The organism is Streptomyces sp. NPDC004134 (genome assembly GCF_042874195.1).
In the GTDB taxonomy this organism is placed as follows: Bacteria; Actinomycetota; Actinomycetes; order Streptomycetales; family Streptomycetaceae; genus Streptomyces.
In genome coordinates, this window is the sequence record NZ_JBIAMS010000002.1 from 56,476 (window position 1) to 69,479 (window position 13,004).

Annotated in this window: 13 protein-coding genes; 8 read left to right on the plus strand and 5 right to left on the minus strand. The window is 74.5% G+C overall.

What is annotated here, in order from left to right:
• The first annotated feature begins 12 nt into the window (after positions 1-12).
• From ACFYVJ_RS03510 to ACFYVJ_RS03520, 3 genes are all read left to right on the plus strand, one after another.
• Positions 13-846, plus strand: a complete 834-nt coding sequence (locus ACFYVJ_RS03510; RefSeq protein ID WP_388886230.1) for a helix-turn-helix domain-containing protein — start codon at positions 13-15, stop codon at positions 844-846.
• A gap of 118 nt (positions 847-964) precedes the next feature.
• Positions 965-3,058: a prolyl oligopeptidase family serine peptidase gene (locus tag ACFYVJ_RS03515; protein ID WP_388886232.1), complete on the plus strand. Its 2,094-nt coding sequence runs from the start codon at positions 965-967 to the stop codon at positions 3,056-3,058.
• 79 nt (positions 3,059-3,137) lie between these two features.
• On the plus strand, positions 3,138-3,599 hold the full coding sequence (locus tag ACFYVJ_RS03520) for a Rieske (2Fe-2S) protein (protein WP_388886234.1): 462 nt from the start codon (positions 3,138-3,140) through the stop codon (positions 3,597-3,599).
• Positions 3,600-3,732: 133 nt separating this feature from the next.
• On the opposite strand, the gene ACFYVJ_RS03525 is transcribed toward ACFYVJ_RS03520, so the two are convergent.
• On the minus strand, positions 3,733-4,632 hold the full coding sequence (locus tag ACFYVJ_RS03525; protein WP_388886236.1) for a LysR family transcriptional regulator: 900 nt from the start codon (positions 4,630-4,632) through the stop codon (positions 3,733-3,735).
• Positions 4,633-4,706: 74 nt separating this feature from the next.
• On the opposite strand from ACFYVJ_RS03525, the gene ACFYVJ_RS03530 reads away from it, so the two are divergent.
• Positions 4,707-5,660 carry a DMT family transporter gene (locus ACFYVJ_RS03530; protein WP_388886238.1) on the plus strand — a complete coding sequence of 318 codons (954 nt, stop codon included), beginning with the start codon at positions 4,707-4,709 and terminating at the stop codon, positions 5,658-5,660.
• 69 nt (positions 5,661-5,729) lie between these two features.
• On the opposite strand, the gene ACFYVJ_RS03535 is transcribed toward ACFYVJ_RS03530, so the two are convergent.
• Complete coding sequence (locus tag ACFYVJ_RS03535; RefSeq protein WP_388886240.1) at positions 5,730-7,061, minus strand: aminotransferase class I/II-fold pyridoxal phosphate-dependent enzyme; 1,332 nt, start codon at positions 7,059-7,061, stop codon at positions 5,730-5,732.
• A gap of 108 nt (positions 7,062-7,169) precedes the next feature.
• Between ACFYVJ_RS03535 and ACFYVJ_RS03540 the strand changes: the two genes are divergently transcribed.
• A complete protein-coding gene (locus tag ACFYVJ_RS03540; RefSeq protein ID WP_388886241.1) occupies positions 7,170-7,841 on the plus strand; it encodes a pyridoxamine 5'-phosphate oxidase family protein in 672 nt (223 codons plus the stop codon).
• Here ACFYVJ_RS03540 and ACFYVJ_RS03545 read toward each other — a convergent pair.
• Complete coding sequence (locus ACFYVJ_RS03545; RefSeq protein WP_388886243.1) at positions 7,823-8,899, minus strand: DMT family transporter; 1,077 nt, start codon at positions 8,897-8,899, stop codon at positions 7,823-7,825. The genes ACFYVJ_RS03540 and ACFYVJ_RS03545 overlap by 19 nt on opposite strands.
• Before the next feature lie 162 nt (positions 8,900-9,061).
• Between ACFYVJ_RS03545 and ACFYVJ_RS03550 the strand changes: the two genes are divergently transcribed.
• The gene (locus ACFYVJ_RS03550) at positions 9,062-9,841 is read left to right on the plus strand and encodes a DUF4232 domain-containing protein (protein ID WP_388886245.1); all 780 of its coding nucleotides are present in this window, start codon (positions 9,062-9,064) and stop codon (positions 9,839-9,841) included.
• 57 nt (positions 9,842-9,898) lie between these two features.
• Here ACFYVJ_RS03550 and ACFYVJ_RS03555 read toward each other — a convergent pair whose 3' ends face one another.
• Entirely contained in the window at positions 9,899-10,453 is a 555-nt protein-coding gene (locus tag ACFYVJ_RS03555; RefSeq protein ID WP_388886247.1) for a PadR family transcriptional regulator, read from the minus strand.
• A gap of 716 nt (positions 10,454-11,169) precedes the next feature.
• On the opposite strand from ACFYVJ_RS03555, the gene ACFYVJ_RS03560 reads away from it, so the two are divergent.
• Both ACFYVJ_RS03560 and ACFYVJ_RS03565 read left to right on the plus strand, forming a co-directional pair.
• Positions 11,170-12,093 (plus strand): GNAT family N-acetyltransferase, encoded by a 924-nt coding sequence (locus ACFYVJ_RS03560; protein ID WP_388886793.1) that lies wholly within the window; start codon positions 11,170-11,172, stop codon positions 12,091-12,093.
• Positions 12,094-12,204: 111 nt separating this feature from the next.
• Positions 12,205-12,327: a hypothetical protein gene (locus ACFYVJ_RS03565; RefSeq protein ID WP_388886249.1), complete on the plus strand. Its 123-nt coding sequence runs from the start codon at positions 12,205-12,207 to the stop codon at positions 12,325-12,327.
• A gap of 157 nt (positions 12,328-12,484) precedes the next feature.
• On the opposite strand, the gene ACFYVJ_RS03570 is transcribed toward ACFYVJ_RS03565, so the two are convergent.
• Positions 12,485-13,000: a lytic polysaccharide monooxygenase auxiliary activity family 9 protein gene (locus ACFYVJ_RS03570; RefSeq protein ID WP_388886250.1), complete on the minus strand. Its 516-nt coding sequence runs from the start codon at positions 12,998-13,000 to the stop codon at positions 12,485-12,487.
• Between the last annotated feature and the right edge of the window lie 4 nt (positions 13,001-13,004).

Sequence of the window (13,004 nt, forward strand, 5' to 3'; positions counted from 1 at the left end):
AGGCTCGATCGCATGGCCGTGATGCGGCACCCGCTCCTCACCGCCGACGACCTCTTCGTCGCCGACGTGCGCTGCGGCGATCCGCCCGCCGGGTGGACGCCCCTGCGCGCCGCGGAGGTCTTCGGGCTCGTCCTCGTACGCGACGGTGTCGTACGGGCGCGGGTGGACGGGGTGGAGCAGACGATGGACCCGGCGTCGGTGTACGTCGAACGGCTCGGCAGCGAGCAGCAGTTCGCGCATCCCCGCGGCGCCGACCGGTACACGGAACTCGTGCCCTCGGAGCCGCTGCTCGCCTCGCTGCTGGGCGGCGATCCCGCCGTACCCGAGGGGCTGGTCTTCACCACGCCCGCGATGGCCCTGCGGCACCGCCTGCTGTGCGCGTCCGCGGGCCGCGGGCCCGGGGACGCCTTCGGCGCCGCCGAGTCGGCCGTCGCCCTGACCGCGGCGGCGCTCGCGCAGCTCGACGCGCGCCGGGTGGCGAGCGGCGCACCGGCCACGGCCGCGGCCCGGCGGCGGCTCGCCGACGGCGCCCGGGAGGCGCTGGCCGCGGACCCGCGGCTGGGGCTGCTCGCCCTCGCCGCCGAGCTGGGCTGTTCGCCGCACCACCTGAGCCGGGTGTTCCGGGCGGTGACCGGCGCCACGCTGAGCCGCTACCGCAACCGGCTGCGCGTCGCGCGGGCGCTGGAGTGCCTGGCCGCGGGCGAGCGCGACCTCGGCGGCCTCGCGGCCGCGCTCGGCTTCGCCGACCAGGCCCACATGACACACGTCGTACGCGCCGAATCCGGACTCCCCCCGGGCCGGCTCCGCGCCCTCCTCGCACCCGCCGCCCCGCCCCGGGGGGCCTGAGGGCCGTACGGCCGGCACCGCCGTCCGCCCCGCGGGAGCCCGTCGGACCCCCTGCGAAGTGCGGCCGCAAAGGGCAAACCCCTGGTGGCGTCGGCCGATCTATGGGCATGGTCTCGGCATGAACGCAAACCCCACGCCCGAGTTCCCCCGCCACCTCGCCCGCACCCGCAAGTTCACCCTCGGCCTGCCGCACGGCGTGACCGTCTCGCCGGACGGCGAGCGCGTGCTGTTCCTGCGCACCGGGAGCGGCACGGATGCCGTGGCGCGGCTGTGGCTGTACGAGGGGGGTGCGGAGCGGGAGTTGGCGGATCCGGGCGGGCTGGTGCCGGGCGGGGCGGAGCCCGCGGCGGAGCGGGTGCGGCGGGAGCGGGCGCGGACGCGCACGTCGGGGGTCACCTCGTACACCACGGACGCCGCCGTGCGGCTCGCGGTGTTCGCGCTGGGCGGCGAGCTGTGGGGGGTACGGACCGAAGGATCCGCGCCGTTCCGGATCCCGGCCGCCGGGCCCGCCGTGGACCCGCGCCTGTCCCCCGACGGCACGCACGTCGCGTACGTCACCGGTGGCGCGCTGCACGTCGCCGCCGTCGCGGACGGCACCGGCCGGCTGCTCGCGGCGCCGGAGGGGCCGGACGTGACGTACGGGCTGCCCGAACACGTCGCCGCCGAGTCGATGCACCGCGACCGCGGCCACTGGTGGGCCCCGGACGGCGGCGCGCTGCTCGTCGCGCGCGTGGACGAGTCCGGGGTGCGGCGTTGGCACCTCGCCGACCCCGCGGACCCGGCGGCCGAGCCGCGCACCGTGCGCTATCCCGTCGCCGGCACGGCCAACGCGGACGTCTCGCTGCACGTGGTCACGCTCGACGGCCGCCGCACGGAGGTGCGGTGGGACCGGGCGGCGTACGAGTATCTGGCCACCGTCCGCTGGGACGCCCACGGCCCGCTCCTCGGTGTGCAGAGCCGCGACCAGCGCACCCTGCTCACGCTCGCCGCCGACCCGGACAAGGGCGGCACCCGCGTGCTCGCCGAGACGCGCGACGCGCACTGGACCCGGCTGGTGCCGGGGACCCCGGCCAGGACCGCGTCCGGCGCGCTGCTCCAGGTCGCGAACGACACCGCCACGGACACGTACCGCCTCCTGCGCGACGGCGAGCCCGTCTCGCCCGCCGGGCTCCAGGTGCGCGCGGTGCTGGGGGTCGCGGGCGAGCGGGTGCTGTTCACGGCGGCCGAGGACCCGGCGGAGCGGCACGTGTGGTCGTACGAACCGGGGCCGGGCTGCGCGCCGCTGACCGAGGAGCCGGGTCACCACACCGCGGCCGCGGGCGGCGGGACGACGGTGCTGGAGAGCGTGACGCCCGCGGGTCCCGCGACGCGGGTGCTGGCCGCGGGCCGCCCGGCCGCGGCGCTCGCCTCCCGCGCCGAGGAGCCGGAGATCCGGCCCGGCCCGCAGCGCCTCGACGGGCCGGAGGGGCTGCGCAGCAACCTGTTCCTGCCGTCGTGGCACAGCCCCGGCGACGGCCCGCTGCCGGTGCTGTGCGACCCGTACGGCGGGCCGGGGCTGCGGCTGGCGGTGCCGGCGCGCGGGTGGTGGACGCTGGTCTCGCAGTGGTTCGCGGAGCAGGGCTTCGCGGTGCTGGTCACCGACGGGCGGGCCACGCCAGGCGCGCCGTCGTGGGAGCGGATGAACACCGGGGACAAACGGGACAAGGCCGTCGCGGACCAGGTGCGCGGGCTGCAGGCGGCGGCGGCCGGCAATCCGGACCTCGACCTGGACCGGGTCGGCATCCGCGGCTGGTCGTTCGGCGGCTTCCTCGCCGCGGCGGCGGTCCTCACCCGGCCCGACGTCTTCCACGCGGCCATCGCGGGCGCGCCCGTCACCGACGCCCGGCTGTACGACACCCATTACCAGGAGCGCTTCCTCGGCCACCCGGAGAAGTACCCCGAGCACTACGACCGTTCGTCCCTCGTGGGGCTCGGCGACCGGCTGCGCCGGCCCCTGCTCTTCGTCCACGGCCTCGCGGACGACAACGTCGTCGCGGCCCACACTCTCCGGCTGTCCGGCGAGCTGCTGGCCGCGGGCAAGCCGCACAGCGTCCTTCCGGTGCCCGGCGCGTCGCACATGATCTCCGACGACGCGATCGCCGAGAATCTCCTCTGGTTCGAGCTGGCGTTCCTGCGCCGCGAGCTGAACGCCGACCCCCCGGCGTACGTATGACGGGCCTGAGGCACACGAACAGAACGCCGGGCCCGCCGGCCCAAGGCGGGCGACCGGCGCACCAGGAAAGGGCCCCACCATGACGCGATCCCCCAACCCGGCCCGGCTCACCGCCCGCCGCACCGTCGTGGCCGCCGTCGGCGCCGGCGGCCTCGCCGCCGCGCTCGCCGCCTGCGGCGACGACGCGGGCGACGGCGGCGGTTCCGGCGACGCCGGCAGCACGGAAGTGCGGCCGCAGGAAGGCGGCGACGACGGCGCGCAGCTCGGCACCACCGGCGAGGTGCCCGAGGGCGGCGGCAAGATCTTCAAGGACCGCAAGGTGGTCGTGACCCAGCCGGAGCCGGGCGAGTTCAAGGCGTTCTCGGCGGTCTGCACGCACCAGGGCTGCCTGGTCAGCAGCGTCGAGGACGGCACGATCAACTGCGCGTGTCACGGCAGCAAGTTCGCCATCGCGGACGGCAGCGTCGCGCAGGGGCCGGCCACGCAGCCGCTGCCGGCGGAGGACGTACGGGTCGACGGGGACGTCCTGCGCCAGGGCTGACGGCGCACGCGGCAGAAGGCGGGGAGCGTACGGGGACGGGCGGCCGCGGGTGGGGCGGCCACCGGTCCCGGCGCCCCGGCTCCCGGCGCCCCGGCTCCCGGCCCTCCTGCTCCCGGCGCCCCGCGGGCCGCGCTCAGAGGGCGCGGCCCGCCGCCTGCAGCGCGCGTACCGCCTCCCTGATGGACGGCCGGCGGTCGGCGTCGGAGCGCCAGATCGCGTAGATGTGCCGCCGCATCGCGCCGCGTACGGGCAGGATCCGTACGCCCGCGGGCACCGCCCCGCGGCCCAGCCGCGGCGCGACGGCCACGCCGAGCCCGGCGGCGATGAGCGCGAGCTGCGTGTGGTGCTCCTCCGCGGTGTGCGCGATGTGCGGTTCGATGCCCTTGGCGCGGAGGGTGAACACCAGCCAGTCGTGGCAGAACTCGCTCTCCGGCCAGGAGATCCAGTCGTCGGCCGCGAAGTCCTCCAGGACCACGTCCGCGCGGTCCGCCAGTGGGTGCCCCGCGGGCACGGCGACGTCCGCGAGGTCGTCGAGCAGCGGCGCCCGGGACAGCCCCGGCGGCAGCGGCAGGGGCTTGTTGTACCAGTCCAGGACGACGCCGAGGTCGTGGTCGCCGCGCATGACGCCGGGCACCGTCTCGTCCGGCTCCTGCTCCCGCAGCCGTACGCGCAGCTCGGGATGGTCGCGGCGCAGCGCCGCGAGCGCGGCGGGGAACAGGCCGCGGGCGGCGGTCGGGAACGCCGCGAGCGCCAGCTCGCCGACGGGCCGCCCGCGGTGTGCCTCCAGCTCGGACTGCGCGGCCTCAACCTGCGAGAGGATCCGGGTGGCGTGCTCGGCGAGCAGCCGTCCCGCGTCGGTGAGGCGGATGCCGCGGCCGTTCTTGGCGAGCAACTGCTGCCCGGTCTCCCGCTCCAGCTTGGCGAGTTGCTGGGAGACGGCGGAGGTGGTGATGTGCAGCCCCCCGGCCGCCGCGCTCACGGAGCCGTGCCGGGCGACGGCCGCGAGGGTGCGCAGGCGTTCCAGGTTCAACATGTAAGTGATGCTACGAGATAGGGGCCATAAAGTCTCGCTTGTGCTACGAGGAACGCGTGGCTCACCGTAGCTCCATGACCCCGGCACCGGCAGCAGCCACGGACACCGACACAGCCACTCCCCCGGCCGCCACGTCCCGGCGGCCCCTCCTCGACTGGCGCGTCCGCTTCACCGCCCTGTCGGTCGTCTGGGGCTTCAGCTTCCTGCTCATCAAGGTCGGCACCGACGGCTTCGCCCCGCTGCAAGTGACGCTCGGCCGGATGGCCTTCGGCTCCGCCGTCCTCGTCGCCGCGCTCGTGATCCGCCGGGAGCGGCTGCCGCGCGGCGCCCGCACGTGGGGGCACATCGCGGTCGCCGCGTTCTTCATCAACGCGCTGCCCTTCTCCCTCTTCGCCTACGCCGAGCTGCACATCAGCTCCTCGCTCGCCGGGATCTGCAACGCCACCTCGCCGCTGTGGGCGATGCTGCTCGCCCTCGTCGCGCTGCGGGAGGACCGGCCGACGCGCCGCCGGGTCGCGGGGCTCGGGCTCGGGTTCGCCGGGGTGCTGACCGTCCTCGGCGCGTGGCGGGGCTTCACCGGCCAGGACCCGCTGGGCACCGTGCTCGCGCTGCTCGCCGCCGCCAGCTACGCCGTGGGCTGGATCTACGTCCGCCGCACGCTCGCCGGCCTCGGGCACTCCCACCTGTCCGTCGCCGGTACGCAACTGCTCCTCGGCACCGCCCAGTTGGCCGTGGCCACCGCGCTGTTCACCTCGGTGCCGACCGCCCTGCCGGCCGGGCCGCTGCTGGCGGTCGTCACGCTGGGGGTGCTGGGCACGGGGCTCGCGGTGCTCGTGCAGCACGGGCTGGTGGCGGACGTGGGGCCGACGACGGCGCACACGGTCACGTACGTCATCCCCGTCATCGCCACGGCCGCGGGGGTGGCGCTGCTGGGCGAGGAGCTGACGTGGAACACGCCGGTGGGCGCGGCGGTGGTGCTGGCGGGCGCGGCGCTCTCGCGCAGCCGCCCGCGGGAGGAGCGGACGTAGCGGCCGGGCCCGGGCCTTCTCCTTACGGGCGTTCCGTCCGCCGGTACGCAGGGACGGCCCGTACGCCCCTCAGACCCACCGCCGTCCGGGCGCGGGCCGTACCGCCGCCGCCACCGCGTCCGCCAGCGGCTCCACGTCCTCGCCCGCCAGCGGCGAGACGGTCAGCCGGATGCCGGGCGGCGAGGCGAGGCGGAAGCGGGCGCCGGGCGCCGCCGCCCAGCCGGACCGCAGGAGCTGGGTGACGGCGGAGGTCTCGTCGGGGACGGGCAGCCAGACGTTCATGCCGCTGCGCCCGGCGGCCTCGACCCCGCGCCGCCTCAGCGCCGTCAGCAGCGCCTCGCGCCGCTCGCCGTACGAGCGGGCGACCGCCGCCGGGTCAAGGATCCCGCTGCGGCGCAGGTGGACGACCGTGTCCTGGAGCAGCCGGCTGACCCAGCCGGGACCGAGGCGCTGGCGGCCCTCCACGCGGTCCACGGTCACCCGGTCCCCGGTGAGCACCGCGAGCCGCAGGTCGGGCCCGTACGCCTTGGCGGCGGAGCGCACCGCGAGCCAGTGCCGCGCGGCGCCGGCCAGCGGCTGGAACGGCAGGTCGGCGATCGCGTGGCCGTGGTCGTCCTCAACGAGCAGCACGTCCGGGTGCCGGGCCAGGACGGCGCGCAGGTCGGCGGCGCGCTCCGGGGTGAGCGCGGCACCGGTCGGGTTCTGCGCGCGGGAGGTCACGACGAGGGCGCGCGCGCCGGAGGCGAGCGCCGCCGCGGTGCGCTCCGGGAGGGGCCCTTCGTCGTCCAGCTCGACCGGTACCGGCCGCAGACCGAGCGCGGGCACGAGGTCGAGCAGGCTGCCCCAGGCGGGGTCCTCGACCGCGACCGCGTCGCCGGGGCGCAGATGGGCGGCGAGTGCGCGCTCGATCGCGTCCAGCGAGCCGGAGGTGACGGCGACGGGCCCCGGGGGCACGCCGTCGGCATCGAAGTCGGCGCGGGCGAGGCGGGCCAGTTCGGGGGCGACGCCCTCGTCGCCGTAGAGCACGGGGGACGTGGCGTGCCGGGCGGCCGCGGCGGCGAGGGCGCCGGCGAGCGGGGGCAGCAGGGCGGGGTCGGGGTTGCCGGTGGACAGGTCGCGGGCGCCGGGCGGCACGGCGACGCTGATCTGCTCGCGGGGCGCGGTGGCGGGGCGGGCGCGCACGCGGGTGCCGCGCCGGCCCGCGGTCTCGACGACGCCGCGCTCGCGCAGCATGCGGTACGCGGCGGCCACCGTGTTCGGGTTGACCGCCAGCTCCGCGGCCAGCGCGCGCAGCGGCGGCAGCGGGGCGCCGGGCTGGAGCGCGCCGGCGCCGATCCCGCGCTCGATGCTGGCGGAGATCTCTGCTGCGCCCCGGCCTTCGATCCGATACTCTCCTAGCACAAACCATATATTGCACTAGTGCAATAGGAATCGCAACTCGACACCGCCGCCGCCGCGCTGCGGACGGCACGTACCACCGAGCACCGCCGAGCACAGAGGGAGCCGCCCGTGTCCACCACGCCCCCCGCCGCCTACCGCCCCACCGACCGCACCGTGCCGACGCGCTCCCGCGAGCGCGCGTCGTACGACCGCGACGTGGTGCACTCCGTGCTCGACGCCGGCTACGTCTGCCACCTCGGCTTCGTCCGGGACGGCCGCCCCGTCGTCCTGCCCACGCTCTACGCGCGCGTCGGCGAGCAGGTGTACGTGCACGGCTCCACCGGCTCCCGCCCGCTGCGCACCGCCGGCCGGGCCGAGGACACCGGACTGCCGGTGTGCCTGACGGTCACGCACGTCGACGGGCTGGTGCTGGCCCGCTCCGCGTTCCACCACTCGATCAACTACCGCTCCGCGGTGCTGCACGGCGACGCCTACGCCGTGACCGACCACGACGAGCGGACGATGGCCCTCGACGCGATCGTCGACCACGTCGTCCCCGGCCGGGCCGACGACTCCCGGCGCGCGAACGCCAAGGAGCTGGCCAAGACGGCGGTGCTCCGGCTCGCCATCGGGGAGGTCTCGGTCAAGACGCGCACCGGCGGCCCGGAGGACGAGCCGGAGGACCTGGAACTGCCGTACTGGACGGGCGTGGTGCCGGTCGCCCCCGTGTACGGAGCGCCCGTACCGGCCGACGACCTCGCCCCGGGCGTCGAGCCGCCCGGCTACCTGCCCGCGGGCTGACCCGGCGGCGACGCGTCGGCGGTGGGTGCCGCGGGCGCGTCGCCGGACGGCTCCCCGCCGCCCTCGCGCGGCCGCGGCACGTTCCCGGCCACCGGCTCGCCCCGCTCGCCGGAACCGGACGCGGGCGCCGCCAGTTGCGCGGTGAACGCGCCGATCAGCACCAGCGCGCCGCCCACGATCTGCGCCGCGCCCAGGTGCTCCGCGAGCAGCACCCACGCCAGCACCGACGCGACGACCGCCTCCAGACACGCGACGACCCCCGCCACCGGCGGCGAGAGCCGGCGCACGGCGAGGACACCGAACAGATACGCCAGCACGGTCGTGACCAGGACGATCCAGACGATCAGCGTCCAGGCGGGCGGCCGCATGTCGCCGAGTTCGGCGCGCTCGCCGAGCAGCGACCACTCCAGGTTCCAGGGCCGGGAGACGAGGGTGAGCACGACGGCGCCGACGATCAGCCCGTACGCGATGACGCCCAGCGGGTTCGGCGCCTTGCCGTCGGCGGAGTCGGCGCCGTGCCCGGCGAGGACGAAGTATGCGCACTGGCAGCAGGCCGCGCCGAAGGCGAGGAGCAGCCCGAGCGCGTCGAAGCCGAGGCCGGCCCAGACCTCGACCACGCACGCCAGCCCGGTGACCGCGAACAGCACGCCGACCGCCGCCTGCCGGGTGACCGGCCGCCGCTGGACGAACCGCACCCAGCCCAGCACCAGCGCGGGACCGAAGAACTCGATGAGCAGCCCCACCCCGACCGGGATCCTGGCGATGGCCGCGAAGTAGAACGCCTGCACGCCGGCGACCGCGAGCACGCCGAACCCGGCGAGCAGCGCCGGCCGCTCCCGTACCAGCGTGCGGTGCCGCCAGGCGAGCGGCAGCAGCACCAGCGCGGCCCCCGCGATACGCAGCCACACCACGTGCAGCGAGTCCATGCCCTGCTCGATGAGCGGCTTGGCCGCCACCCCGGAACCGCCGAACGCGAGCGCGGAGGCCAGCGCGAGCCCGAGCCCGGCGCGCCTGTCGAATGACTGCTGCATGCGGGCGATTATGTCAGCGCCGTACATGAGTGTCATTCTTCGTTGCTGCTGACATGAGGCGCGCGGGCGCAGACCGCGCATCCTCCCCTCCGCACGCGGGCATCCACTCGGTGGAACCGATCGCTCCCCGGACGGGTCCAACGACCGACACCCCACGATCTGGTCACTCCGAGCAGCCAGGGGGAAGACATGACACGACAGCCCGGCCGCGCCCGCACCCGCATCGCCCTCGCCGCCCTCGCGGCGGCAGGGCTGCTGGCCGCAGGCTGCGGCGCGAGTTCCGGCGGCGGGTCCGCGGACGGCACGGACAACGCGGGCAACTCCAAGCCCCTGCCGGCACGGAGTGCCGACGGGAACGACAGTGCGCAGAACGGGGACGGGGCGCAGCAGGACGCGCCCGCGAAGGACGGCGCCGAACCGGAGCAGGCGCCCGGCGACGCGGTGGACGGCAAGACGGACGGGGGCGCGGCCGTGGAGCCGCTGAAGGCGGAGCCGAAGACGGAACCGAAGACGGCGGCCGGCGATTCGGCGGCGGCCCCGTGGTGCCGTACGGGCGACCTGGCGGCCTCCGTACGCCCGCTCAACCCGGCGGCGGGCAACCGCTACGCGGCGCTCGTCCTCACCAACGACTCGGACGCCACCTGCCGCACCCGCGGCTGGACCGGCCTGCAACTGGTCAGGGCCGACGGCACGAAGGTCCCGACCAGGGTGGTACGGGACGGCAGCCGCACCCCGGCCATGCAGACGCTCGCCCCCGGCGCCTCGGCGTGGAGCCGGCTGCACTGGACGGTGGTCGCCAGCGGCTCGGACGACGCGAGCGGCGCCTGCCGCCCGAAGCCGGCGGAGCTGCAGGTCATCCCGCCGGACACGTACCACCACACGGACACCGCGTGGCCGCTCGGCGAGGTCTGCGACGCGGGCCGCATCGAGTCCCTGCCACTGGCGAAGGGAGCGGGCCCGGCGCGCTGACGGCTCCCGCGCGCGGCTGAGCCGCGGCGCCCGGCCGGCCGAACCGGGCGCCGGGGCTCAGTTCTCCTCGGCGAGGATCAGGTAGAGCTTCTTCCGGGCGTCGTTGACGACGGCCAGCGCCTCCTGGCGCTGCTCGGGAGTGCCAGTGGTGTACACCTGCCGAAACGCCTCGGCAAGCGCGAAGCCCGACTGCCGGACCTCCTGCAGCGCCTCCCAGTCGACCCCGCGCCCGGCGTCCTCCCAGGGCGCCTCGGGCCCGGACTCGGCCTCCTCCCGCCCGGCGTCGGTGAGCGAGAACAGCTTCTTTCCGCCCTCCGTGGCGCTGACGATCAGGCCCTCGTCCTCCAGCAGTTGCAGCGTCGGATACACCGAGCCGGGACTGGGTTTCCAGGCCCCGCCACTGCGCTCGGAGATCTCCTGGATCATCTCGTACCCGTGCATGCCCCGGTCCTTGAGCAGGGCCAGAATCGACGCCCGCACATCCCCCCGCCGAGCCCGCCCCCGCGGCCCGCCACGCCCCCGCCCGAAGGGCGGCCCGAACGGCGGGCCGAACCCCCCGAACGCCGAGCGCCGCCCGCCGCGCGGGCCGTATCCGTGTCCATGGGATCCCATGGCCATCACCTCTTCCGGTTTCCTTCTACGATCGATTGCGACACGTCAACGATATATCGCCGACACTCGCAAAGCAACCCGCCCGGAGAAGTTGAGGTGTCCGGCCGCCAGCGCGTGGACCTTGGTCCGGGGCAGTCCGCACCCCTGTCAGCGTGGCGGCACCTCGAACTGCCACCACCGGACCGGATCCTTTGAGATTTCCTGCTACGACGCGTCTCACTTGAACTAGTCGCATCAGGTCGCAGCCACGGCCTCGGACCGGATCATCTGAGACGGGACAGCGGAATCTTCGCTGAGACAGGTCACCTGCGTGTCCCTCCATCGAACTGGCCCTGCCTGAGATGACCTGGCCTTGCCCCATGCACGGCGCGCGGGCCCGCCAGCCGGGACATCAGCGACGCCGTCGAGTCCGGTACGCCGGCATCCGGGCAGTGGCAGGCTCCGGGAGCCCGCCCCGGGCATCTCCCCGGCCCTCGTGTCGCCATGGCCGGGGAGTGATCGAAAAGAATTTGCGCACCGGGCCGCACTTGGATAGACGTTGCGGCTTGAGCTCCTTCCAGCAAGGCGGGGAGCACGACAGCGAGAGGAGGGGTAAGCCCATGATCGCCATGATCACTGCGCTTGTGTCCTCCCGGGGCGCGGACCGCGTCTGACCCCGGAGCGGACGGGCGCCTTCACCGGAGCGTGCCTTGACCGTGGAACAGAACGACCTGATCATGCGTCCGATCAATGGACGCGAAGAACTCGACCTCTTCTCCCAACTGCCCTATGTCCTCAACGACGAACTGGCAGACGACCTTGCCGTCGGCCGGCGGCGTCCGGAATGGATGTGGGTTGCCCTGCGCGGTGACCGCCTGGCGGCCAGGGCCGCCTGGTGGAGTCGGCCAGGTAGCGGCTCGCCCCTCATCCTGGATGTCCTCGACATCGACGACAGCGCCTCGAATCCCGAGCACATGGACATCGGGGTGCGGCTTCTCCGGACCGCCATGGCCGCTACCCTGCCGGATGGGTCGCGCCCCCCTGAGTACAGCCGTTTCATCCCGCCGGACTGGCGTGAGGACACGCCTGCCAGACAGGCCGTAGAGAGCCGCATGGCGGTACTGGAACGTACGGGTGCCCGGCTCCTCGTCGAACGACTGCGCCTGGAATGGCGTCCGGAATCATCAGTTCCCGAGTCCAGCGGGCGTCTGGTGTTCCGGCCACTCGGTGACGCCGAGGAACTCATGGCTCTGATGGCCTTGGTCCTGGATGGCACGCTGGACGCGCACAGCCGTGAGGACCAGACCCGGATGTCCGCCCAAGAGGCGGTCTTGAAGCACTACGAGGGCGAACTCGCGCGCTACACCAGTCCACGGGACTGGTGGCGGATCGCCACTCTTCCCCACGGCCAACCAGTCGGGTTCGTCCTGCCCGCCCACAACGGTTACAACGCGATCATCGCCTACATCGCGGTCCTTCCCTCCCACCGCGGCAATGGCTACATCAACGACCTTCTCGCCGAGGGCACCCGTGTCCTTGCGCAGCAGAACGTCCCCCGCATCCGTGCGTCCACAGACCTCGGCAACGTCCCGATGGCGAACGCCTTCCGACGTGCCGGATACGTCAATTTCGAGCGCGAGATCAATATGACCTGGAGCTGATCGGGCACTGTGCGGGGGCATCGCAGGCAGTGCCCCCGCGGAGTTGTGTCCTATCACTCCGAGCGCGCCCCTGCAGTGCAGCTCAGTCGGACACGCTGGCAGAACCCCGCCATGACGTACCGATTCACCGCCCGCGCCGCCAGAACCGGGGTCGACCCGGACGGCTACTTCACCGGGGCCGCCCTTGCCGGGATGCCGTGCCCGGATGCCGTGCCCGGCCGCCTCGCGGTCTGAGATACGGGTGCCGCAGTCGTCCACGAACCGGGCCGCCGCCGGCAACGGTGAGCCCGGTGGCGGGCCGGGTTCCGGGTGGGGTGGCCCGGGCACACCGAACCCCCGGGGGCCGGCTGGTCCCCGGGGGTCTGTTGCTGCCGTTACGGGCGGGTCGGCGTCAGCGGATGTTGACGTCGATGCAGGCGTAGAAGGCGTTTCCCGTGTCGTACACGTTCCACACGGCCAGGACCTTCTGCCGGCCGGTGATGTTGCCGAAGTTGACCGTGTGGCTGAACTGCGAGGGCGGCTGCGCGCCGCCGTCGTTGAACTCCGCGACCTTCTGGCCGCCGACGAAGTACTGCCACGTGCTCGTGCGGTGGTTGGCGGTGATCTGCCAGTTGAACGACTGGGTCCTGTTGATGTTGGTGACCGCCCAGCCCTTGCTGTCGTCGTTGAGCTCGGCGAAGCGGCTGTTGCCGCCGTGACAGCTCGTCAGGCCCTTGGGGCCCTCGACGCTCTGCGGCTCCCACTGGATCTGACCACACGAGACCGTGCCCGCTTTGCACTGCTGCTGCCGGCTCGGGGGCGAGGTGATCCAGCCGTGTGCGCTCGCCTGCGGGGCCGGGAGGGCGAGCACGACCAGCGGGGTCACGGTCGCGGCGACGATCGCTGCACGCTTTTTGAGACTGCGCATCTTG